The sequence below is a fragment of the Pseudomonas kilonensis genome (assembly GCF_001269885.1).
Classification (GTDB): domain Bacteria; phylum Pseudomonadota; class Gammaproteobacteria; order Pseudomonadales; family Pseudomonadaceae; genus Aquipseudomonas; species Aquipseudomonas kilonensis.
This window is the reverse complement of the sequence record NZ_LHVH01000024.1, coordinates 668,599-692,066: the sequence shown is the minus strand read 5'-3', so window position 1 is coordinate 692,066 and position 23,468 is coordinate 668,599. Positions and strand designations below refer to the sequence as shown.

Below are 23,468 nucleotides of genomic sequence, written 5' to 3'. Positions count from 1 at the left end.
TCTTCTTGTCCAACTGCAACTGGTTTGCATTAACAGACGCGTATTCTTGCGATCAACAGGACAAGGTTCGACGTGAAAACCCTCGCCAAAAACAACAACCGTACCCCGGCACGCTGGCTGCCACTGGCGCTGACCCTGGCGCTCAGCACCGCACTGCCCCAGGCGTTCGCCGACCAGGCCGCCACCGCTATTCACATCCAGGCGCAGCCGTTGGGCCAAGCCTTGAGCCAGCTCGGTCAGCAGACCGCGTTGCAGGTGTTCTTCAGCCCCGAGCTGGTGGCCGGCAAGCAAGCGCCGGCGGTGGACGGCAACCTCTCCCCGGAAGCGGCCTTGCGCCAATTGCTGCAGGGCAGCGGCCTGCAATACCAGATCGATGACGGTTCAGCGACCGTGTTGCCGGCGCCCTCGGCCCCCAACGCCGGCCCGCTGGAGCTGGGCGCCACTGAAATCCAGGTGGTTGGCGACTGGCTCGGCGATGCCAACGCCGAGGTGGTGCAGAACCACCCCGGCGCGCGTACGGTGATCCGTCGCGAAGCCATGGTGGAGCAAGGCGCGATGAACGTCGGCGACGTGCTGCGGCGCGTGCCAGGTGTGCAAGTGCAAGAGGCCAACGGCACCGGCGGCAGCGACATTTCCCTGAACGTCGGCGTGCGCGGCCTCACCTCGCGCTTGTCGCCACGCTCCACGGTGTTGATCGACGGCGTGCCGGCAGCGTTCGCGCCCTACGGCCAGCCGCAACTGTCCATGGCACCGATTTCCTCGGGCAACCTGGACAGCATCGACGTGGTGCGCGGTGCCGGGTCCGTACGCTATGGGCCGCAGAACGTCGGCGGGGTGATCAACTTCGTGACCCGCGCGATCCCGGAAAAAGCCACCGGTGAAATCGGCAGCACCCTGGAAACTTCCCAGCGCGGCGGTTGGAAGCACATCGACACGGCGTTCCTTGGCGGCACCGCCGACAACGGCCTGGGCGTGGCGCTGCTGTATTCGGGTGTCAACGGCGACGGGTATCGCCGGAGCAACCAGGGCAACGACATCGACGACGTGATTCTCAAGACCCATTGGGCGCCGACCGATGTCGATGACTTCTCGCTGAATTTCCACTACTACGACGCCAAGGCCGACATGCCCGGCGGCCTGACCCAGGCCCAATACGACGCGGACCCTTACCAGTCCGACCGCGACTGGGACAACTTCAGCGGCCGGCGCAAGGACGTGTCGTTCAAGTGGATCCGTGAAATCAACGAGCGCACCCAGGCCGAGGTGCTGACTTATTACTCCGACAGCTACCGTGGCAGCACCATCGCTTCCCGGGACCAGCGCAACCTGGTGTCCTACCCGCGCACCTATTACACCTTCGGCATCGAGCCTCGGGTGTCTCACGTGTTCGACCTGGGCGCCACCACCCAGGAGGCCAGCGTCGGTTATCGCTACCTCAAGGAAGGCATGCACGAAGAGGCCAGCCGCCTGGCGTTGCGTAATAACGAGCCGGTGGTGCGTCCGGGTTCCGACGGTCACGTCTACCAGGATCGCACCGGTGGCACTGAAGCCCACGCGGTGTATATCGATGACAAGATCGATGTCGGCCAGTGGACCATCACCCCGGGCATCCGCTTCGAAAGCATCAGCACCGAATGGCACGACCGCCCGGTGCTCGATACCGCCGGCCGCCCGGTGCAGGAAAAACGCCGCAGCATCGACAGCAACGAACCGCTGCCGGCCCTGAGCGTGATGTATCACCTGTCCGATGCCTGGAAGTTGTTCGCCAACTACGAGACCTCGTTCGGTAGCCTGCAGTATTTCCAGCTCGGCCAGGGCGGCGACGGCAACAACACCGCCAACGGCCTGAGCCCGGAAAAGGCCAAGACCTATGAGATCGGCACGCGCTACAACGATGACGTGTGGGGCGGGGAAGTGACGCTGTTCTACATCGACTTCGACGACGAGTTGCAGTACATCAGCAATGACGTGGGCTGGACCAACATGGGCGCGACCAAGCATCAGGGGCTGGAGGCTTCGGTGCATTACGACATGGCCGCGCTCGACCCACGCCTCGAAGGCCTCACCGCCAACGCCGGTTTCACCTACACCCGGGCGACTTACGAAGGCCAGATCCCGAGCTTCAAGGGCCGTGACCTGCCGTTCTATTCCCGCCAGGTGGCCAACGTGGGACTGCGTTATGACGTCAACCGCTGGACCTACAACCTCGACGCCTTCGCCCAGTCCAAGCAGCGCTCACCGGGCAACAGCGTGAACGCCGATGGCAGCTTCAGCGGCGACTACATCACCGATGGCACCGCCGATGGGCAGTACGGCGACATGCCGGGCTACGTGCTCTGGAACGTGCGCGCCGGCTATGACTTCGGTGCGCAGCTGTCGAACCTGAAAGTCGGTGCCGGGGTGAAGAACCTGTTCGATCATCAGTACTACACCCGCTCGAGCGACAACAACTCAGGCATTTATGTCGGCGCACCGCGCACGTTCTTTGTGCAGGCGAGTGTGGGGTTCTGATCGGGTCAAGGGTTGAGTGAGCTTTACGCTGTGGGAGCAAAGCTTGCTCGCGATGCAGACGCCTCGGTCTCAAAAAGGACCGCGTCATCTTCATCGCGGGCAAGCCTTGCTCCCACAAGGTCTGTAGAGAACTCAGACCTTCAACACCTTGCCACTGGCCGCCACCGCCACCAGCGATAGCGCAATCAGCCCGAAGGCAATGCTCAAGCTGCTGCCATGGGCGACGAAGCCGATCAGCGCCGGGCCGGCAAGGATGCCGGCATAGCCGATGGTGGTGATGGCCGGTACGGCGATCGCTTCCGGCATCAGGGTCTGTTTGCCGACGGCGGTGTACAGCACCGGCACGATGTTCGAACACCCGGCGCCCACCAACGCATAACCCAGTAGTGCGGCTTGCCACATCGGTGCGAGGGTTGCCAACAGGAACCCGGCGGCCGCGATCGATCCGCCATAGATGATCACGCGTTTGGCCCCCAGGCGATGCACCACTGAATCGCCGGTCAGCCGGCCGACGGTCATGGTCAGCGCGAAGGCGGCATAACCCAGCCCGGCATAGGCGGTATCCACCGCGCGCTCGGTGGTCAGGAACACCGCGCTCCAGTCCAGCACCGCGCCCTCGGCCAGGAACACGATGAAACACAGGATGCCGATAAACAGCACCACGCCGTGGGGAATGGCGAACGCCGGTCCCGAGCTTTCGCTGCCGTAGGGCAGCAGGTGCGGCGCAGCCTTGAACAGCGCCACCAGCAGCACCCCATTGACCACCAGCGTCGCTCCCAGCGGCGAAAGCCCCAGGCCAAGCAGGGCGCTCACACCCGCCGCGCCAATGATCCCGCCGAGACTGAACATGCCGTGGAAACCCGACATCATGGTCTTGCCACTGGCCCGCTCGACGATCACCGCTTGCAGGTTCACGGTCGAGTCCACGGTGCCGAGCCCGGCGCCAAACAGGAACAAGGCGGCCACCAGCCAGGGCAGGGAGGTCATCGTCGCCAGCAACGGCAACGCCAGGCAGATCAGAATCGTGCCACCGCTGAGCACCCGTCGGCAGCCGAACCGCGCCGCCAGCGCACCGGAAATCGGCATCGCCAGGATCGACCCGACGCCAAGGCATAACAGCAGCAAGCCGAGGGTGCCTTCATCCAGGTTCGCCCGCGCCTTGGCATACGGCACCAGCGGCGCCCAGGCGGCGATGCCGATGCCGGCGATGAGGTAGGCGATGCGGGTGGACATCTGTTCCAGGCGTCCGGGGATAAAGGTGGGCGGGGGCGTAATGGCAGTCATGAAACGTCCTTGGCTGTCGTGCGGTGCGGTGCGGCGGGTAGGGGCCTATGCTTGCATATCCACTGACCGCACCGCGACCCCAAGGTGCTGGCTAAAGCGTGGGCTTTGCTCCCTCAGCCTTCGCCAGCATAAAGTACCGGCCCTAGCTGGCTGATTTCGGGTCTGGTCCATGACGCAGTTTTATGATGCACGCGGCAATATCTATGGCGTCGTTTCGCCGAAACAGGTGCGTGACTACGGCATTGATTTGCCGCCGTCAGCCGCCCTGGCTGCACAGCGGCGCGAGTCCTGGGCCTCGGCTGCCGTGCTTGCTTTCTGCAGTTGGGCGCCGGGCGAAGCAGCACCGGACGCCAAGGCTCATCGCAGTGACGGTCTGTTGATTGGCCCGTTCCAGAGCGAACCGCCCTTTGATCTGTTGATCGTCAACACCGACGGGACACTGGCCGAGCGCAGCGGCAATGGCCTGACGATTTTCTCCCAGGCGTTGCAAGCTCAGGGCTTGATGGCGGGGGCTGGTGATTGCGTGCTGCAGGTCCATCACGATAGACCCGACGGCTTGTCACCGCTGCAAACCTCGGTTCGCGCCGCTGGATTCGAAGGGGTGCAAGGCTTCTGGCTGGACCTGGGCAAACCGCTGTTCGGGCCCCAGGTTGTTGGCGCCCAGGAGGTCGAGAGTGTGCTGTTCAACCAGTGCGACGTTAGCCGTGTGGCGGCGCTTGAACGGTTGAACCCGGCATGGGGCAACAGCCAGTTCGTGAACATTGGCAATCCTCATTGCGTGACGCTGGTGGCCGGTGCCGAAGGGTTGCCGAGCAATTCGCAGATGCGTGCTACGGCGCTGTCGCAAAGCTTGACTCGCATCGCTTATGCGACGCCCGTTGGGGCCGGTGTTCCGTGCCCGAGGGGGGTGAATCTGCAATGGGCCAGTCTGGAAGCCGAAGGGCGAATCGCGGCGCGGGTGTTTGAGCGGGGCGAGGGGCCCACCGCGTCCTCGGGCACCAGCGCCAGCGCGGTGGCCAGTGCTGCGTGGCGGGTAGGTTGGGTGAAGGCGGGGGCGGTGAGTGTGGTGATGCCGGGGGGGACTGCGCCGATTTTGCTGGAAGAGGAGGCGGGTGAGTTGCTGCGGGTCAGGTTGTTTGGGACGGCGCGGTCTGTGCCCTAGAGCTTTCTGGAAGTTTTGCGGTGTGGCCGATGCCGTCTTCGCGAGCAAGCCCGCTCCCACAGTGGATCGGTGTTGGACACAACATTCATGTCCACTGAGGATCCCCTTGTGGGAGCGGGCTTGCTCGCGAAGGCGGTAGCACATCCAACATCAATGCAACTGACCCGCCGCCATCGCGAGCAAGGGGTTGTGGAAATCAGCCTGGCTGCTGCGCAAACTCCACCACCGGCATCTGCCGTTTCATCAGCACTTCGCCGTTGCGAATCGAGTAGAGCGGCAAGCCCTGGCTGCGGATCACTTCGTAGTCACTGTCCGCCGACAGGATCAGCAGGTTTGCCGGGCGCCCGGGTTCCAGGCCGTAGCGCTCGCCCAGGGCCATGGCCTTGGCGCTGTTGTCGGTGACCAGGTCCAGGGCGCTTTGCAGGTTGCGGTAGCCGAGCATGTGGCAGATATGCAGCCCGGCTTCCAGCACCCGCAGGATATTGCCGTTGCCCAGCGGGTACCACGGGTCGACGATGGAGTCCTGGCCGAAGCACACGTTCATCCCGGCCTCGAGCAGTTCATTGACCCGGGTGACGCCGCGGCGTTTGGGGAAGTTATCGAAGCGCCCTTGCAGGTGAATGCTTTCGGTGGGGCAAGAGACAAAGCTGATGCCCGAGTGCCCGAGCAGGCGGAACAGCTTGGCGCAGTAGGCGTTGTCGTAGGAGCCCATGGCCGTGGTGTGGCTGGCCGTGACGCGCGCGCCCATGTCGCGGCTGCGGGCTTCTTCGGCGAGCACTTCGAGGAACCGTGAGTGCGGGTCATCGGTTTCGTCGCAATGCACATCCACCAGGCAGCCGGTGCGTTCGGCCAGGTCCATGAGGAACTTCACCGAGCTGACGCCCTGGTCGCGGGTGTACTCGAAGTGGGGAATGCCGCCCACCACGTCGGCGCCCATGCGGATGGCTTCTTCCATCAGCTCGCGGCCGTTGCGGTAGGACTCGATGCCTTCTTGGGGGAACGCGACGATTTGCATGTCGATCAGGTGGCGACTTTCCTCGCGTATCTCCAGTAGCGCCTTGAGCGCCGTGAGCTCGGGGTCGGTCACGTCGACGTGGGTACGCACATGCTGGATGCCATGGGCGGCGAGGGTCTGGATGGTTTTCTTGGCGCGGGTCTTGGTGTCTTCTTCGGTGATGGTGGCCTTGCGTTCGCCCCAGCACTCGATGCCTTCGAACAGCGTGCCGCTCATGTTCCAGCGCGGTTCGCCGGCGGTGAGGGTGGCGTCCAGGTGGATGTGCGGTTCGACGAAGGGTGGGACCACCAGGTTACCGCCGGCATCGAGGTCTTCCGGGCCGAGGCTGGGGGCTTCGGTCTGGCGGGCGATGTTGGTGATCAGGCCGTTTTCCAGGTGCAGTTCATGCAAGCCTTCGCGGTTGCGCAGGCGGGCGTTGATGATGTGCATCGGGCGAATCCTTTAGAGGTCTTGTAGGGGCGCGTCAGCGGTGCGAGCACCCATTACGCCGATCAATAGCACATACGTTAGCGCGCCGGCAGCGATTCCTACCAGTGGCGCGACCCATGGCGAATTGAACGCCGCGACGGTGCCAACCCCATAGGCCAACAGCCCGGGCCAGTTGAACGCCGGCAGTTGCGCCTCGGCCAGGCGCGGGTAACGACCACGCCAGCGGAAGAAGAAATCGGCCATGATCACCCCACCAATGGGTGGGATCACCGTGCCCAGCAGGATCAGGTACGGCACCAGCAAATCGTACATGCCCAGCAGCGCCAGCAGCGTGCCGATCACCGCGCCGCCCAGGGTCACGGTTTTGCGCCGACGGGTGCGCAGCAGGTTGCAACCGGCCACGGCGAAATTGTAGATGGTGTTGTCCTGGGTGCTCCAGATGTTGAGCAGCAACATGGCCATCGCCGCCATGGCGAAGCCCTGCAGCAGCAACACTTCGACCACGTCCGGCTGTTGATAGACGATGGCTCCGTAGGCGCCGATCAGCACCATCAGGCCGTTGCCGAGGAAGAAGCCGATCAGGCTCGCCAGCACCGCGACCTTCGCCGAGCGGGAGAACCGCGTCCAGTTGGTCGCCTGTGTCGCGCCGCTGACGAAGGTGCCGAACACCAGCGTGATGGCGGTGGACCAGTCGAGGCTGCCCGTCGGCACGATCGCCAGCAAGCCATCGAGACCGCCGACCTTCACCGTCGCGACCCACATCGACAACATCAGCAGCAGCATCATCGCCGGCACGGCGATGTAGGAGAGAATTTCCAAGCCGCGATAGCCGATGTAGGCCGTGGCGCAGAATCCCAGGCCGAACAGCACCATCAACCCCAGCACGGTGCCTTCGCTCAATTCGAAATATTTGCCCAGCACCACCGCGGCCGTCGCCGTGCCCCAGGCGTACCAGCCGATCTGGGTGAACCCGAGGATCAAGTCACTGAGCTTGCTGCCCACCTCGCCGAAACAGAAACGGCCCATGAGCACCGAATTGAGCCCGCTCTTGAAGGCGATGTAACCCAAGCCAGCGGCATACAGGCCCAGCAGCAGATTACCGATGATGATGACCGTGAGCATCTCGGCAAAACCGAACGCCACCCCCAGCTTGCCGCCGGCAAACATCGTGGCGGTGAAAAAGGTGAAACCCAGCAGCACCATGGCTGTGGAGGCCAGGCCTTTGCGAGCGTGCATCGGGACTTCGCTCAAGGGGTAGTCATTGCCCGGATCGTTCTGAGTCATGTGGCGGTCCTTGCGGATGAGGGATGTCGCAAGCGTGCAGCGGCCGTGCCAAGCGAGTGATCGCGAGGTTATTTATAGACAATCCTGGGGATTGGGTGGGTGCAGGGATCGAAAGCGGTGCGGCGGTGATTCAAGTTGGAACACAGATCCCACTGCCCTATGCGGTTTCCTTGTGGGAGCGGGCTTGCTCGCGAAGGCGGAGTGTCAGCCAATGTATTCATAACTGATACACCGCCTTCGCGAGCAAGCCCGCTCCCACAGGGGGATGCGGTTTCTTCAGGAGGAGGGGGGCAACGCCAGGAATCGCAACACCGCCGCGACGACGGCTTCCGGCGCATCTTCCTGGACCAGGTGTCCGGCGTTCGGAACGGGGTGAAATTGCGCCCCCGGGATCAGCTTATGCAGGGCCCGCCCGCGCTCGATGGGGATCCACTGGTCATCCTCGCCCCAGAGGATCTGGGTTGGGCAACGCACGCTCGGGTACAAGCCCTCGACCTCGCGGGTGTAGCGTTCGTCCATCTGCGCAATCTGCCGGTAGAACGCCGCCTGGCCCGGTTCGCCAAGCCACGGCTGCACGTAGGGCGCCAGTTCGGCGTCCGGGATGTCCCGTTTGATCGCGCCGCGGATATAGGTCGGCACGATGGCTCGCTGAATGTAGTCGGGCAGGCCGCTGAAGGCGGCTTCATGCTGGCGTACATGCTGCACAAAGGATGAACCCCAAGGCGACAGCGCCACGGGGTCGATCAGGGTCAGGCTGCGGTAGTCCTTGCCATTGAGCAGGTGCGTGCGCAGGGCCGTGGCGCCGCCAAAGTCATGGGCCACCACGTCCGGGCAGTCCAGGTGCCAATGCTCCAGCAGTTGCGCGAGTAGCTGGTTTTGCACGCCCAGGGACACATCGGCATCGGGTTGCGCGGACTGGCCATACCCCAGCAGGTCGAAGTAATGCACTGTGTGGGTGGCGAAGAACAGCGGGGCGATGCGGTGCCACACGTAGGAAGAGAAGGGTGTGCCATGGACAAACACCAGCGGCGGGCCATCGCCGTGGATGGCGTAGCGGATGGAGTGTCCGTTGAAGTCGTATGTTTGATCCAGCGGCCAGTGGGTCATGCTCGATACTCCCCTGAAAATGGCTCAGGGGACCAAGCATAGGCCAATGCTGACGGGGTAGGGTAACCCCAATGGTGGTGCTAGATTTTGTGGGAGCAAGGCTTGCCCGCGATGCAGGCGCCGCGGTTCCAGAGAGACTGTGTCAACTTCATCGCGAGCAAGCTTTGCTCCCACAGGCAAACCCCACAGGTGGGACCCTACAGGCGGATCCCACAGGTTTTATTCGCCGTGGTAGATGCAACCGCTGGTGCAGGTCTCGTGGATGCGGATGGCGCTGAGTTCCGGCAGCAACGGCTTCAATTCATTCCAGATCCACTTGGCCAACACTTCGCTGGTGGGGTTTTCCAGGCCAGGAATGTCGTTGAGGTAGTTGTGGTCCAGGCGCTCGTAGAGCGGCTTGAAGATCGCCTTGATCTCCGAGAAGTCGCGAATCCAGCCGGTGTGCGGATCGATATCGCCGCTCAGGTGGATCGCCACCTTGAACGAGTGGCCGTGAAGGCGGCCGCACTTGTGGCCGTCTGGCACGTGGGGCAGGCGGTGGGCGGATTCGAAGGTAAACTCTTTGAAAATTTCCACAGGTTCGGGCTCTTTAGATAGCGGTCGCGAGGCAGGCGGCGCAGTTTATCAGTTTGATAACGGCGGTGCGCGACCGTGCTGACTAAAGGGTCAGCAAACGCTCGCCCAAGCCGCCGTTGGCCGTCAGCTCCAGGAACTCATCACCGAGCCGGCGGCTCTCGTCCATCGCCGTGCGCCAATACTGGCGGCGGCTCGGGTCATCGCCCATGAAACGCTTGAAGTCGTTGCGGTCCGGCAGTTTGCCGTAGGGCAGGCGCGCCAGGTATTCGCGGGACGGTGCCAGCAGCAACACGTCCTGCAGGCGGTCGACGTTGCCTCGGCGCCACGGCAGGCCCTTGTCGAACCAGCCGGGAATGACCCGGTCGGTGAAGTGCGGATAGAGTACGATGTCCTCGCCGCTGTAGGGCAGGTCGAGGTGATAGTCCAGCAAGCCGCCGTCGCGGTAGGTGCCAGCCCCGGCGCCCGGCAGGTCGCGCACGCCTTCCATGACCATCGGGATCGAGCCCGAGGCCAGCAGGGCCTGGCGCAGGTTGCCGGCCGCCAAGGGAACGAAGCGCGACGGAAAGTCATTCAACGGATGCAGCGGCGGGGCCAGGCGCGGGTCATGGATGATCAACCGTTCGAAATGCCGCGACAGCCGCGCGCGGCCTCGCAGGTTGTCGGCGATCACCGACGACAACCCCAGCCCCAGCCGGCCGCGATGATCCTGGGCCAGCAGGCCGTGGCTCTTGACCACCATGATGTTGAGCCGGTATCGCGGGTTATCGAGGATCGAAGCGTCGCGGCCGTCGAGCAAGTCTTCGAGCATGCGTTGCGAGCTCTGGCTGACCCCGGCCATGGTCACGCCTTTGGCGAAGCTTTGTTCGTTGTACAAACTGCCCAGGCGCCGGATGCCCTCGGCGGCGTCCGGCAGGCAGGCGCTGGCGAAGCGCCAGGCACCCACCGAGGCCCCGATCAGCGAGCGTTCCCGGGGCGCGGCGGGCAGCCACTCGCCGAACAGCGCCAGGTCCAGCCCCTGGATGCCCAAGGCCTTGGGGCCACCGGCGGCACCCGGCAGGATGCCGACGTCGGCGGCGTTCAAGCCGGCTTGGCGAATCCTCTCGAATGCACGCGGGCCGGCCTTGAGGGTGAGGGCGGGAAACTTGATGTGGATGGCGGTCATACCGGCCTCGAATACGGCTAAGCGGCTGATTATAGCGACACAAAACCCTGTGGGAGCGAGCTTGCTCGCGATGGCGTCAGTTCTGTCACATCGATATCAACGGATAGACCGCTATCGCGAGCAAGCTCGCTCCCACATTGATGTAGCTTCCATGATGGCCATTCAGTTTCAGTTAAGTTCACCCCGATACAGTCCCCCCCCCGATGAAGATTATAAAAAGGAGATAACCCATGAACCGCCTGACTGCCTTTATCATCGCGACCCTCATGGTACTCGGTACGAGCCTGGCTCATGCACGAGACCTGAACGCGGACGAAGCCCGCAAACTGCAAGACGCTGGTACCATCCTGTCCTTCGAAAAACTCAACGCCGCCGCCCTGGCCGAGCACCCTGGTGCCACCTTGACCGATACCGAGCTGGACGAAGAGTACGGCAAGTACATTTACCAGGTGGATCTGCGCGATACGAAGGGCATTGAGTGGGATCTGGAATTGGACGCCACCAACGGTAAGGTGCTCAAGAATCATCAGGATACGTAATGAAGCTTAATCTACGCGCCCATAGTCGATGGACGCTGGCGCTGCTGGCGTTTTGTTCGCTGGCCGTGGCCCGGGACCTGGATCAGGACGAGGCCCTGCAACTGCGCCAGCAGGGTGTGATCCTGCCGCTCGAACAACTGCTGCAACAGGCGCTGGACCTGCACCCCGGCGCCAAACTGCTGGAAGCCGAGTTGGAGGAGAAACACGGCGTCTATATTTATGAGGTCGAGCTGCTGGACACCGACGGCGTCGTGCGCGAATTGGACCTGGAGGCCGCGACCGGCCGCCTACTCAAAGATAAGGAAGACTGATGCGCCTGCTTCTGGTGGAAGATCACGTGCCCCTGGCCGACGAACTGATGGCCGGGCTTGCGCGCCAAGGTTACGCCGTCGACTGGCTCGCCGACGGTCGCGACGCGGTGTATCAGGGCAGCAGTGAACCCTACGACCTGATCATCCTCGATCTCGGCCTGCCGGGTGTGCCGGGGCTCGAGGTGCTGGCCCAATGGCGTGCCGGTGGCCTGAGCACGCCGGTGCTGATCCTTACCGCACGCGGGTCTTGGGCCGAGCGCATCGAAGGCCTCAAGGCCGGGGCCGACGATTACCTGACCAAGCCTTTTCATCCTGAAGAGCTGCAGTTGCGGATCCAGGCGTTGCTGCGCCGCTCCCACGGCCAGGTCAACCAGCCGACGCTGAAATCGGCCGGGTTGCACCTGGATGAAGGGCGGCAATGCGTGGTTCGCGACGGCACCGACATCCAGCTCACGGCGGCTGAATTTCGCCTGTTGCGCTATTTCATGCTGCATCCCGAGCAGATCCTCTCCAAAAGTCATCTCGCCGAACACCTGTACGACGGTGAAACCGAGCGCGATTCCAACGTGCTGGAAGTCCACGTCAATCACCTGCGGCGCAAGCTGGGACGCAGCGTGATCGAAACCCGTCGCGGCCAGGGTTACCTGTTCGGCGGGCAGGCGCAGTGAGATCCATCCAGCGGCGCCTGAGCCTGGGCCTGATCGGTGTGATGGTGGTGGTCGGCCTGGTCCTGGCACAGACCAGCCTGTGGTTGTTCGAGCTGGGCTTGCAGCGTTACCTGGAAGCCGGGCTGCGTAACGACAGCGAGAACCTGCTGGTGGCCCTGGTGCGCGGTCCACAGGGCTTGCAACTGGATGAGCGACGCCTGTCGCCGGCCTATCAGCGACCGTTTTCCGGGCATTATTTCCGCATCGATTTTGCCGACGTGCACTGGCGCTCCCGTTCCCTGTGGGACCAGGAATTGCCCCGGCTCGACCACCCGGGCCTGCACAGCAACCTGCAACTGGGGCCCGAAGGTCAGAAGCTGCTGGTGCTGCGTACCGACTATCGGCGGTTGGGTCAGGCGATTTCCATCAGCGTGGCCCAGGACTACACGCCGGTGCGCGACAGCTTTCGCCGAATGCAGCAGATCGGCCTCGGGCTGGGGGTGGCGGGGCTGCTGCTGATTCTGTTGCTGCAACGCATCACCGTGCGCCGTGCCTTGCGTCCGCTGGACCGGGCGCGGGAGCAGATTGCCCAGCTGCAGCGCGGGCAACGTTCGCAACTCGACGAACAGGTGCCACGGGAGCTGGAACCGCTGGTGACGCAAATCAACCATCTGCTGGCCCACACCGAAGACAGCCTCAAGCGTTCACGCAACGCCCTGGGCAACCTTGGCCATGCCTTGAAAACCCCCCTGGCGGTGCTGCAAAGCCTGGCGTCGAACGAGAAGCTCGCCCCGTATCCCGAGCTGCGCAAACTGTTGCTCGATCAACTGGAGCAGGTCCGCCAGCGCCTGAACCGCGAACTCAACCGCGCCCGCTTGTCCGGCGATGCCTTGCCTGGCGCGCACCTGGACTGCGACGCCGAGCTGCCGGGGTTGCTGGCCACGCTGAACATGATTCACGGCGAACACCTGCACCTGAGCTACGTCGCCCCGCCAGGCCTGCACCTGCCCTGGGATCGTGAAGACCTGCTGGAACTGTTGGGCAACCTGCTGGACAACGCCTGCAAATGGGCCGACGCCGAGGTCCGCCTGACCATGACCGAGACGGCCGAAGGGTTCAGCCTGGTTGTGGAGGACGACGGCCCGGGCATCCCCAAGGATCGCCGCGACCAGGTGTTCAGCCGCGGCACGCGACTGGATGAACAGACCGATGGACACGGTCTGGGCCTGGGCATCGTGCGGGACATCGTCGACACCTGGGGTGGCCTGCTGGCGTTGGACGACAGTGAGTGGGGTGGGTTGAAGGTGGTGATCGAACTGCCCAAACGCTGAAATCTATTTCATGGCACCCCTCTCTGTAGGGCGAGCCTCTGTGGGTGGGGCGGGCCTGTGGGAGCAAAGCTTGCTCGCGATAGCATTTTTAAAGCCGGCACAGATGTTGTAGGTGACGATGTCATCGCGAGCAAGCTTTGCTCCCACAGGCTCGCTCCCACAGGGGGAGTGATGGCTGCAAATATTACGAGACTTGAAAACCCGCCCCACGGCCCTTGCAGCTTGCCGCCGCTTGCTGCAAAGTCGCGACCTTTTTGTCCGGTGGCTTTCCATCGCTGTGCTTTGAGGTAATGATGATAAATGCAGTAATTGCCGCGGTTGGCGTCATGCTGGTGCTCAGCCTGGCCCGCGTGCATGTGGTGATCGCGCTGATTATCGGCGCGTTGGTGGGTGGCCTCACGGGCGGCCTGGGGATCGAAGCGACGCTCAAGGCGTTCAACGCCGGCCTGGGTGGCGGTGCGACGGTGGCGTTGTCCTACGCCTTGCTCGGTGCCTTTGCCGTGGCGATTGCCAAGTCTGGCATGGCCCACGCGCTGGCGGATAAAGCCCTGGCCCTGGTGGATCGCCAGGATGCCGCGGGTGGTTCGGGCGTCAAATGGGTGCTGATCGGTTTGCTGGGGACGGTCGCGGTCGCTTCCCAGAACATTCTTCCGATCCACATCGCCTTCATTCCGTTGCTGGTGCCACCGCTTTTGTATGTGCTGACCAAGTTGCAGTTGGATCGCCGGTTGATCGCCTGCGTCATGACCTTCGGCCTGATCACGCCCTACATGTTCCTGCCAGTGGGTTTCGGCAATATCTTCCTCAACGAAATCCTCCTGGCCAACATCGCCCGCAGCGGTGTGGACGTCAGCGGCATCAACGTCACCCACGCCATGGGCATTCCGGCGTTGGGCATGGTGTTTGGTCTGCTGTTGTCGTTGTTCTCCTACCGCAAGAAGCGCGTCTACGACCTGAAGAAAATTGCCCGGGTCGAGCAAGTGGCCGTGCGCTACAACCCGCTGAGCCTGATGGTGGCCGGGTTTGCGGTGGCGGCGGCGTTTGCGGTGCAACTGTTGGTGGACTCGATGATCATCGGCGCTCTGGTCGGGTTCCTGATTTTCTCGCTGTCGGGGGTGGTGCGCTGGCGCGAGACTGACGACCTGTTCACCGAAGGCATGAAGATGATGGCGATGATCGGCTTCATCATGATCGCTGCCTCAGGGTTCGCCGAAGTGATGAAGGCCACCGGTGAAGTCCAGAGCCTGGTGGAGTCTTCGGCGGCCTGGATTGGCCACAACAAGGGCATTGGCGCGCTGATGATGTTGCTGGTGGGGCTGCTGGTGACCATGGGCATCGGCTCGTCGTTTTCCACGGTGCCGATCCTGGCGACGATTTTCGTGCCGCTGTGCTTGCAACTGGGCTTCAGCCCGCTGGCGATCGTCTGCATTGTCGGCACCGCCGGCGCCTTGGGCGATGCCGGTTCACCTGCCTCGGACTCGACACTGGGCCCGACCTCCGGCCTGAACATCGACGGCCAGCACCATCACATCTGGGACACCGTGGTCCCGACCTTCATCCACTACAACCTGCCGCTGCTGGCGTTTGGTTGGGTGGCGGCGATGGTGTTGTAAGGCTGATTCAACAAGGCTCAAGGACCGAGTCGCACCCTTCGCGAGCAAGCCCGCTCCCACACTGGATCTGCTGTGAACACAGAATATGTGTACACCAGCGATCCCTTGTGGGAGCGGGCTTGCTCGCGAAGAGGCCTTTGAATCCAGCGAAGAAGTTGCTGATCGTTCGCGATAGCCGGTTAAACCTGTCCTACAGTTTTGCCGTGCGGTGCCGTTAATACAGCTAACCACGCCAATAACACCTACAAGAGTGAACAGCATGCGCCTGAGCCTGAAGGCTAAAGTCCTGTCCCTTGCGATACTGCCGGTATTGCTGTCCGCCGTGATCATCAGCCTGACCACGGCTTTCATCTTGAAGGAGCAAGCGAGTAAAGAGGTCCAGCAGACCCGCGAACGCTTGCTCAGCGAGGCCAAGGCCACGCTGCAGAACTATGTGGCGGTGGGCCTGACCGCCATCAAGCCGCTCTACGATGCCGCCGCGCCTGGCGATAACGAAGCGCGCGCCCAGGCGATCAAGCTGTTGTCGAATATCAGCTACGGCAAGGACGGCTATTTCTTCGGCTACGACTCCGAGACCATTCGTCTGTTCAAGGCCAACAGTCCCGATGGCGTGGGCAAGAGTTTCAAGGACAACCGCGACCCGAACGGGGTCTACGTCAACCGCGACCTGGTGAAAGTCGCCAAGGACGGGACTCACTACCTCGAATACAGCTCGCCACTGCCCAACAGCAAAGACCTGGTGCCCAAGCTCGGCTACACCGAATACTTGTCCAAGTGGGACCTGGCAGTCGGCAGCTCGGTCAACCTGGACGGCATCGAAGGCCAGGTGGCGTTGGTGGAAGCCAAGGTTCATGAACGTCTGCAAGGCGTGATCTTGAGCATCGTCGGGATCGCCGCGGTGGTGTTGCTGGTGATCGCGGTGGTGGGCCTGGTGCTCGCCAACACGATCCTGCGTCCCTTGAACCTGATGAAGGACAACCTCGATGACATCGCCGCGGGTGAGGGCGACCTGACCCGTCGCCTGGCCATCACCAGCCAGGACGAGCTTGGCCAGTTGGCCGGTTCGTTCAACCGCTTCGTCGACAAGATCCACGGCCTGGTGCGGCAGATCACCGACATGACCTCGCAACTGACCGGCCTGGTGACGCAAGTTTCCGAGCAGGCCCAGCGCTCCGAGCAGGCCATGGAGCGCCAGCGCCACGAAACCGATCAGGTCGCCACGGCGATCAACGAGATGTCCTCGGCGGCCCAGGAAGTCGCCCGCAGCGCCCAGGGCGCCGCCGTCGCGGCCCAGCAGACCGACGAGGAAGGGCAATCGGCCAAGCGCGTGGTGGCCGGCAGCATCCAGCAGATTCATGCGTTGGTGAACGATATTCGCAGCAGTGGTGTGTCCCTGGACAGCCTGCAGCAGGACGTGGCTTCGATTGTCAGTGTGCTCGGGGTGATTCGTTCGATTGCCGAGCAGACCAACCTGCTGGCCCTCAACGCCGCTATCGAGGCTGCGCGTGCCGGCGAGGCGGGGCGTGGGTTTGCGGTGGTGGCCGATGAAGTGCGGGCCCTGGCCAGCCGGACCCAGCAGAGCACCCAGGAAATCCAGGGCATGATCGACCGCCTGCAATCAGGCACCCACGCGGCGGTGGAGGCGATGCGCCGTTCCAGTGAGGCCGGTGACGGCACCTCGGAACGGGCCAATGAGGCGGGTGCCTCCCTGGACACCATGGCGCAACTGATCGGCACCATCAACTCGATGAACGCCCAGATCGCCAGCGCTGCCGAAGAACAGACCGCAGTGGCCGAGGAAATCAACCGCAGCGTGCATCAGATCGCCGTGGCCGTGGACAGCGTCGCCGACGAAACCCAACTCGGCGCCCAGACCTCCCGCAGCCTGGCCGACCTGGGCCAGCGCCTGGGCAAGCTGGTGGGGCAGTTCCGGATCTGATCCCACCGCGGCAGGAGCTGCCGAAGGCTGCGATCTTTCGCTCTCGATCCAGATGTTTTTACCTGGGCAACCGGGTCTTATCGAGAAAGAAGGATCGCAGCCTTCGGCAGTTCCTGCCGGGAGCTAAAGATTTTTGGCATGCTGTATCTTGTGTCCACCACAAGTCCCCTGTGGGAGCGGGCTTGCTCGCGAATGCAGTGTGTCAGCCAATATATTCACTTCTGACACACCGCCTTCGCGAGCAAGCCCGCTCCCACATTTGTTCGGTGGCGACTATGGCTCGCGCACATCGCGCATCAACAACCCAAACCGCAGATCCACCGCATCCGGGATCGGCACGTACACCACATGTCCATCCCCCGGTGCCACCTCGATGCCCTGGCCTTTGACGTTCTGCAACTGATGCAGGTCGAAGTGGAAGTTGCCTTTTGGGGTCATCAGTTCCATATGGTCCCCCAGGTCAAAGCGGTTTTTCACCCGCACTTCGGCCAGGCGTTCGCGCCGTTCGCCGGTCAGTTCGCCGACGAACTGCTGGCGCTCTGATACCGAACTGCCGTTCTGGTAGTTCTGATACTCATCATGCACGTGGCGCCTTAGAAAACCTTCGGTGTAGCCGCGCTGGGCCAGGGACTCCAGGTCGGTCATCAGGCCACGATCAAATTCCCGGCCGGCCACCGCGTCATCGATGGCCTGGCGATACACCTGGGTGGTGCGCGCGCAATAGAAGTGCGACTTGGTCCGGCCTTCGATCTTCAACGAATGCACACCCATGCGCGCCAGGCGCTCGACGTGCTGCACGGCCCGCAGGTCCTTGGCATTCATGATGTAGGTGCCGTGCTCGTCCTCGAAGGTCGGCATGGATTCTTCCGGGCGGTTGGCTTCCTGGAGCAAAAACACCTGGTCGGTGGGCGCGCCGAGGCCCAGGGTCGGCCCGGGCTGATAGCTCTGCACAATGTCGCCCACGACGTTTTCCACCGCCGGCTGCGCCGAGTACTTCCAGCGGCAGGCATTGGTGCAACTGCCCTGGTTGGCGTCGCGCTTGTTCAAATAGCCGGACAACAGGCAGCGCCCGGAATAGGCCATGCACAGCGCGCCGTGGACGAACACTTCCAGCTCCATGGCCGGCACCTGCTCGCGGATCTCGGCGATTTCCTCCAGGGACAGTTCCCGGGACAGGATGATCCGGCTCAAGCCCTGCTGCTGCCAGAACTCGACGCTCGCCCAGTTCACCGTGTTGGCCTGCACCGACAGGTGAATCGGCATCTGGGGGAAATGCCGGCGCACCAGCATGATCAGCCCCGGGTCGGACATGATCAGCGCGTCTGGCGCCATGGCGATCACCGGCTCGAGGTCCTTGAGGAAGGTGCGCAGCTTGGCGTTGTGCGGGGCAATGTTGACCACCACGTAGAAGCGCTTGCCCATGGCCTGGGCCTCGGCAATGCCCAAGGCCAGGTTCGCATGGTCGAATTCGTTGTTGCGCACCCGCAGGCTGTAGCGCGGCTGGCCGGCATACACCGCATCGGCACCGTAGGCGAAGGCATAGCGCATGTTTTTCAGGGTGCCGGCGGGCGCCAGCAGTTCGGGGGCGGCGAGGGTCATGATGGCGTCGGATCGCAAAAGGCGGCGAGGGTAGCCTATGGTCGGCCAGGCCTCATTGATCTGAATCAATGCACGGCGCAAACGAGAAGGCACTCCCACGAGTCCTGGCTGACTAATGTTTATCCCGCCTTTGGACATGGAAAGCTGATGAATCGAAAGATGCTGCAAAACAAAGCCCAGATGTTGCTCCTGGTGCTGGTCACCATCGCGTTCATCTGGATTCTGCTGCCGTTCTACGGTGCGGTGTTCTGGGCGGTGATCCTGGGCATCGTCTTTGCACCGATGCAGCGGCGCCTGCAATTGAAGTTCGGTTGGCACCGCAACGTCACCTCGCTGGTCACGTTGAGCATCTGCGTGGTCAGTGCGATTTTACCGGTGATCATCATCAGCACCTTGCTGGTCCAGGAAGGTGCTGCGTTGTACAAGAGCCTGGAAAGCGGCGAACTGGACATTGCCGATTACCTGGCCCGCTTCAAGGATGCCTTGCCACTGTACTTCCAGAATCTGCTCGACCGCTTTGGCCTGGGCAACCTGAACGGCTTGCGCGACACGATCGTCAAGAGCGCGATGCAGGGCAGTGAGTTTTTCGCCACCCAGGCCTTCAGTTTCGGCCAGGGTACCTTTCAGTTCCTGGTCAGCTTCTTTGTGATGATCTATCTGCTGTTCTTCTTTCTGCGCGACGGTGCGGAACTGGTGCGCAAAGTGCGCACGGCCATTCCCTTGGCGGAACACCAAAAGCGTCGGTTGCAGTTGAAGTTCAATCGGGTGGTGCGCGCCACGGTAAAAGGCAACCTGCTGGTCGCCATCAGCCAAGGTGCGCTGGGTGGGTTGATCTTCTGGATCCTGGGGATTCCGACGGTGTTGCCCTGGGCGGTGCTGATGGCGTTCCTGTCGTTGCTGCCAGCGGTGGGGGCGGGCCTCGTCTGGGCACCGGTGGCGGTGTATTTCCTGCTCTCGGGGGCGATCTGGCAAGGCGTGGTGCTGACGCTGTTCGGGGTGTTCGTGATCGGCCTGGTGGATAATTTCCTGCGGCCGATCCTGGTCGGCAAGGACACCAAGATGCCCGACTACATGGTGCTGGTCTCGACACTGGGCGGGCTGGCGGTATTCGGGCTGAACGGTTTCGTGATCGGGCCGCTGATCGCCGCGCTGTTCATGTCATGTTGGGCCTTGTTTGTCGAAAGCACACCGCGGGTGCAGCTGCCTTAGGCGCTCAGCAGATAGGGGCCGATACGTTGCGACAGGGCCTGGGCGGCGGGCAATGAAGTCAGCGGGCCGCTGATGGTCACGCCGTCCTGCACCAGATACCAGCAGGCCAGCAACCCGAGCTCCCGGAGTGGGGCGGGGACGGCGCTGCCAATGACAGACATGATTTGAACCTTGGGCATGGGACACCTCCATCAATCGATGGGGTTACCTTACGACTCAGTGGGGGTAACGAAAAATCAACCGGCTCAATAGTAGGAATCGATGTCGCTCAATCGACGACCAGATCGAGCATGTGCACCACTTCCTGTTCACTGAGCAGGCCCTTGCGCACCAGGTTTTCCGCCAGCAGGGAAAGGAACTTGGCGTTGCGGTGGCCTTCCAGTTGCTTGAGTTCGGTCAGCACGTTGTACACCTTGCTGGAGGTGCACAGGCCGACGATGCGATGGGGATTTTGCGTGGGCATACCTTCGTCCTTGTTTTTATGAAGCTGTTGTTGGCGGACAGAGCCAGTTTGCGGCCCGGTCATGACGCTGACGTGACAGCTTGGGTTGTTGGAAAAAAGAAAGCAGGATCCGGACCATAATGCCTTTTTGGCGCCGGATTATTGTTCCGGCAGCGACCTCGGGCAGGCTTATACGGCCATCCAACGGTTTAGTTACCCACAAAAGAAGGCATGCGTTTGAGCGTCGAGCTTCATGTGTTGCCCTATTTTTTGCTCAGCACATTGGCCAGCCGCCCCATGGCCGCTTCGATTTCATGGGCGGTCAAGGACGAGTACCCCAATAGCCAGCCTTGTTTCTTTTCTTCGCCGGCGTACAGCCGGCTGAGGCCGGGCAGCTGCACCCCCGCGCTGGCCGCTTGGCGGAGGGTCTTCTCTTCCGACCAACCATCGCTCAGCAGGCAGGGAATCTGTAGCCCACCTTGGGGACGCAAGGCGGTAACGATTCCGTCCAGGTGCCTGCCAATGGCATCGAGCAGGGTGGTACGGCGTCCGGCGTAGAGTTTGCGCATGGCCCGGACATGAGCGTTGTAGTGACCGTCTTCCATGAAGCGTGCCAGGGTCAACTGGAGGATCTGCGGTGTGTGGCCGTCCATGATGCTGCGCGCGTAGGTGAAGGCTTTGACCAGTTCGAAAGGCAGCACCATGTAACCCATCCGCAACCCCGGATAGAGCGTTTTGCTGAAGGTGCCGAGGTAGATCGTGCGCTGGTATTTGTCCAGGCCTTGCACGCATGCGGTCGGCAGCCCGTCGTAGTGGAACTCGCTGTCGTAGTCGTCCTCGATGATCCACTTGCCATGCTCGGTCGCCCAGTTGATCAGTTCGAGTCGGCGTTCCAACGGTAAGGTTGCCCCGGTGGGGTATTGATGCGAAGGCGTCACATAGACGCAAGGGGCGCCGCTGCGGTCTGCCCGCAGCAGGTCCGTGCGTATGCCCAGTGCATCGACGTCAATGGGCACGACCTTGGTCTCTGCCGTTTCAAAGGCCTTCCTGGCACCGTAGTAGCCCGGGTTTTCCAGCAGGATCGGTTTGCCGGCATCCACGAGCAACTGCGCGCACAGAAACAGCGATTGGCGAGTGCTGCTCAACACCAGGATCTGCTCGGGGGAGCATTTGGCCCCGCGTTCGAGGTTCAAGTAGGTGGCGATCGCCTTGCGCAGAGGCTCGGCGCCTTGCGGGTCGCCGTGCAGCAGGATGGTGCCCCGGTAGTCCTTCATGACCTGGCGTTGCAGGCGTTCCCACAGATCGGTGGGGAAGGTGCGGGTTTCCGGCAGCCCTGTGGCGAAGGCCTTGATGACCTGTTGATCGGCCACGCCACCACTGTCGAAAATCATCCGGCCGCGCTGGCTCAAGCCCGATCCTGGCGTCGCCTCGCTGCGCTGGGTGTCTTGCGATTTCATGCGCCGACGCGCAGCCCCGCGCAATTGGGTGCCAACCGTCTCGGATACATAGCTGCCCGAGCCTTCGCGCCGCACGATGAAGCCATCCCGGTGCAATTGCACATAGGCGTTCTCCACCGTGTCACGGGCAACGCCCAGCGTCTTGGCCAGGACCCTGGTTGCCGGCAGCTTCAGGCCAGCGTCAAGGGCGCCATCGAGGATCAGTGCGCGCAGGGCGCGCTGAATCCGCTGATGCAGATCCAGCATCTGAAATTCGGCATCGTTGAGTCGCATCTTCAGCGTTTCGAGCTCGAAGGTTTTTGCCATGCGGTCTGCTCTATATGAAAAAACTGGCCTTATTTGGCAGGCCAGTTTATCCGTAGACTTTGTCCGTCGCTATTACCCGCGAAGGAGCCGCCAACTGATGCAAGTCTCTATTGAAGAGGTCACCTATTACTGGCCTACGGCTGATGCCCGGCCGGGCAGTCACGACCAGTCCGAGCCGAAAGAGCCGCTCGGGGCCGACTGCTGCCGTCGCTGATCGTCAGGCAGTGCGGCCGTCTCATTTTCCCAATCCACAGGACCCCATCATCATGTACGACTCATCCCTGACCCTTGAAGCGTTCGACGCCGAGCTATGTGAGGCGATTCACAACGAAGAATGCCGCCAGGAAGACCACGTCGAGCTGATCGCTTCCGAGAACTACGCCAGCCCATTGGTGATGGCGATACAGAACTCGGTATTCACCAACAAGTACGCCGAAGGTTACCCGGGCAAGCGCTACTACAGCGGTTGCGAGTATGTCGATGTGGCTGAGCGCCTGGCCATCGAGCGGGTCAAGGCGCTGTTCGATTGCGATTACGCCAACGTCCAGCCTCATGCTGGTGCCCAGGCCAACGCCGCCGTGTTCCTGGCACTGCTCAATCCTGGCGACACCGTGATGGGCATGAACCTGGCCCAGGGTGGTCACCTGACCCACGGCAACCCATCCAATTTCTCCGGCCGCCATTACAAGATCGTTCCCTACGGTCTCGACCCGCAGACGGGGTTGATCGACTATGACGAGATGGAGCGCATCGCCCTTCAAGCCAGACCGAAGATGCTGATCGGTGGTTTTTCCGCTTACTCGCGTTACAAGGACTGGGCGCGGATGCGGGTCATTGCCGACAAGGTCGGGGCGATTTTCTGGGTCGACATGGCCCACGTCGCCGGTCTGGTGGCAGCGGGCGAGTATCCGAACCCGTTGCCCCACGCCCATGTGGTCACCAGTACGACCCACAAGACCCTGCGTGGCCCACGGGGCGGGGTGATCCTGTCCAAGGGGCAGGACGATACGTTTTACAAGAAGCTCGACTCGGCGGTATTTCCTGGTGTCCAGGGCGGTCCGTTGATGCACCAGATCGCCGCCAAGGCCGTTGCCTTCAAGGAAGCGCTGGCGCCCGGGTTCAAGACCTATCAGCAGCAGATCGTCATCAATGCCCGGGCCATGGCTGCCGTGCTGCAGCAGCGTGGTTACAGGATTGTCTCCGGGGGGACCGATAACCACATGATGTTGATCGACCTGTCCGACAAGCCTTACACCGGCAAGGACGCCGATGCCGCCCTGAGTAATGCCTACATCACGGCCAACAAAAACTCGGTACCCAACGATCCTCGTTCGCCGTTCGTGACCTCAGGGCTGCGCATCGGCACGCCGGCCGTGACCACTCGCGGGTTTGGAGTGCCAGAGTGCGAGCAACTGGCAGGTTGGCTGTGTGACGTGCTGGACGCGCTGGAATCCGGCGGCAGCGAGCAGGTTGCGCATCATGTACGCGAACAGTTGGTGGCGCTGTGTCGTCGCCATCCTGTATATCGGCAGCGCTAAAACGAAA

Annotated in this window: 20 protein-coding genes; 10 read left to right on the top strand and 10 right to left on the bottom strand. The window is 62.5% G+C overall.

Features of this window, described 5'->3' with window-relative positions; all coding sequences use genetic code 11:
• Nucleotides 1-72: 72 nt before the first annotated feature.
• Nucleotides 73-2,511, top strand: a complete 2,439-nt coding sequence (locus AD662_RS19490; protein ID WP_053189474.1) for a TonB-dependent siderophore receptor — start codon at nucleotides 73-75, stop codon at nucleotides 2,509-2,511.
• 132 nt (nucleotides 2,512-2,643) lie between these two features.
• Here the strand turns inward: AD662_RS19490 and AD662_RS19485 are convergent, their stop codons facing one another.
• Nucleotides 2,644-3,795: an MFS transporter gene (locus tag AD662_RS19485; protein ID WP_018602881.1), complete on the bottom strand. Its 1,152-nt coding sequence runs from the start codon at nucleotides 3,793-3,795 to the stop codon at nucleotides 2,644-2,646.
• Between the two features lie 169 nt (nucleotides 3,796-3,964).
• Here AD662_RS19485 and AD662_RS19480 point away from each other — a divergent pair, with 169 nt between their 5' ends.
• Complete coding sequence (locus AD662_RS19480) at nucleotides 3,965-4,957, top strand: diaminopimelate epimerase (protein ID WP_018602883.1); 993 nt, start codon at nucleotides 3,965-3,967, stop codon at nucleotides 4,955-4,957.
• Nucleotides 4,958-5,153: 196 nt separating this feature from the next.
• On the opposite strand, the gene codA is transcribed toward AD662_RS19480, so the two are convergent.
• The 5 genes from codA to AD662_RS19455 form a co-directional block, all read right to left on the bottom strand.
• Complete coding sequence (codA, locus tag AD662_RS19475) at nucleotides 5,154-6,401, bottom strand: cytosine deaminase (RefSeq protein WP_053189473.1); 1,248 nt, start codon at nucleotides 6,399-6,401, stop codon at nucleotides 5,154-5,156.
• Nucleotides 6,402-6,413: 12 nt separating this feature from the next.
• On the bottom strand, nucleotides 6,414-7,685 hold the full coding sequence (gene codB / locus AD662_RS19470; protein ID WP_053189472.1) for a cytosine permease: 1,272 nt from the start codon (nucleotides 7,683-7,685) through the stop codon (nucleotides 6,414-6,416).
• A 276-nt stretch (nucleotides 7,686-7,961) separates the two neighbouring features.
• Nucleotides 7,962-8,792 carry an alpha/beta fold hydrolase gene (locus tag AD662_RS19465; RefSeq protein WP_053189471.1) on the bottom strand — a complete coding sequence of 277 codons (831 nt, stop codon included), beginning with the start codon at nucleotides 8,790-8,792 and terminating at the stop codon, nucleotides 7,962-7,964.
• Between the two features lie 219 nt (nucleotides 8,793-9,011).
• Complete coding sequence (gene queD / locus AD662_RS19460) at nucleotides 9,012-9,368, bottom strand: 6-carboxytetrahydropterin synthase QueD (protein WP_003203918.1); 357 nt, start codon at nucleotides 9,366-9,368, stop codon at nucleotides 9,012-9,014.
• A gap of 82 nt (nucleotides 9,369-9,450) precedes the next feature.
• Nucleotides 9,451-10,530, bottom strand: coding sequence for a hypothetical protein (locus AD662_RS19455; protein WP_024619822.1), 1,080 nt, complete (start codon nucleotides 10,528-10,530; stop codon nucleotides 9,451-9,453).
• Between the two features lie 230 nt (nucleotides 10,531-10,760).
• Between AD662_RS19455 and AD662_RS19450 the strand changes: the two genes are divergently transcribed.
• The 6 genes from AD662_RS19450 (at nucleotide 10,761) to AD662_RS19425 (ending at nucleotide 16,910) form a co-directional block, all read left to right on the top strand.
• Nucleotides 10,761-11,069: a PepSY domain-containing protein gene (locus tag AD662_RS19450; protein WP_053189470.1), complete on the top strand. Its 309-nt coding sequence runs from the start codon at nucleotides 10,761-10,763 to the stop codon at nucleotides 11,067-11,069.
• The gene (locus AD662_RS19445) at nucleotides 11,069-11,380 is read left to right on the top strand and encodes a PepSY domain-containing protein (protein ID WP_053180689.1); all 312 of its coding nucleotides are present in this window, start codon (nucleotides 11,069-11,071) and stop codon (nucleotides 11,378-11,380) included. Before AD662_RS19450 ends, AD662_RS19445 begins: the two co-directional genes overlap by 1 nt.
• Nucleotides 11,380-12,048, top strand: coding sequence for a response regulator transcription factor (locus AD662_RS19440; RefSeq protein WP_014337435.1), 669 nt, complete (start codon nucleotides 11,380-11,382; stop codon nucleotides 12,046-12,048). The genes AD662_RS19445 and AD662_RS19440 overlap by 1 nt, the downstream gene beginning before the upstream one ends.
• A complete protein-coding gene (locus tag AD662_RS19435; protein WP_053189468.1) occupies nucleotides 12,045-13,358 on the top strand; it encodes a sensor histidine kinase in 1,314 nt (437 codons plus the stop codon). Before AD662_RS19440 ends, AD662_RS19435 begins: the two co-directional genes overlap by 4 nt.
• A gap of 296 nt (nucleotides 13,359-13,654) precedes the next feature.
• A complete protein-coding gene (locus tag AD662_RS19430; RefSeq protein ID WP_162493999.1) occupies nucleotides 13,655-14,971 on the top strand; it encodes a Na+/H+ antiporter family protein in 1,317 nt (438 codons plus the stop codon).
• Between the two features lie 259 nt (nucleotides 14,972-15,230).
• Nucleotides 15,231-16,910 carry a methyl-accepting chemotaxis protein gene (locus AD662_RS19425; RefSeq protein WP_053180683.1) on the top strand — a complete coding sequence of 560 codons (1,680 nt, stop codon included), beginning with the start codon at nucleotides 15,231-15,233 and terminating at the stop codon, nucleotides 16,908-16,910.
• A gap of 273 nt (nucleotides 16,911-17,183) precedes the next feature.
• On the opposite strand, the gene trhP is transcribed toward AD662_RS19425, so the two are convergent.
• A complete protein-coding gene (gene trhP, locus AD662_RS19420; protein ID WP_053189515.1) occupies nucleotides 17,184-18,509 on the bottom strand; it encodes a prephenate-dependent tRNA uridine(34) hydroxylase TrhP in 1,326 nt (441 codons plus the stop codon).
• 147 nt (nucleotides 18,510-18,656) lie between these two features.
• On the opposite strand from trhP, the gene AD662_RS19415 reads away from it, so the two are divergent.
• Nucleotides 18,657-19,718: an AI-2E family transporter gene (locus AD662_RS19415; protein ID WP_046063463.1), complete on the top strand. Its 1,062-nt coding sequence runs from the start codon at nucleotides 18,657-18,659 to the stop codon at nucleotides 19,716-19,718.
• Here AD662_RS19415 and AD662_RS19410 read toward each other — a convergent pair.
• The 3 genes from AD662_RS19410 to pdxR form a co-directional block, all read right to left on the bottom strand.
• On the bottom strand, nucleotides 19,715-19,897 hold the full coding sequence (locus AD662_RS19410; protein WP_003203898.1) for a hypothetical protein: 183 nt from the start codon (nucleotides 19,895-19,897) through the stop codon (nucleotides 19,715-19,717). The two genes, AD662_RS19415 and AD662_RS19410, sit on opposite strands and share 4 nt — an antisense overlap.
• 89 nt (nucleotides 19,898-19,986) lie before the next feature.
• A complete protein-coding gene (locus tag AD662_RS19405; protein ID WP_014337442.1) occupies nucleotides 19,987-20,181 on the bottom strand; it encodes a hypothetical protein in 195 nt (64 codons plus the stop codon).
• Nucleotides 20,182-20,423: 242 nt separating this feature from the next.
• A complete protein-coding gene (pdxR, locus tag AD662_RS19400) occupies nucleotides 20,424-21,923 on the bottom strand; it encodes a MocR-like pyridoxine biosynthesis transcription factor PdxR (RefSeq protein ID WP_053189466.1) in 1,500 nt (499 codons plus the stop codon).
• A 266-nt stretch (nucleotides 21,924-22,189) separates the two neighbouring features.
• On the opposite strand from pdxR, the gene glyA reads away from it, so the two are divergent.
• Nucleotides 22,190-23,461 (top strand): serine hydroxymethyltransferase, encoded by a 1,272-nt coding sequence (gene glyA, locus AD662_RS19395; protein ID WP_053189464.1) that lies wholly within the window; start codon nucleotides 22,190-22,192, stop codon nucleotides 23,459-23,461.
• The last annotated feature ends 7 nt before the right edge of the window (nucleotides 23,462-23,468 follow it).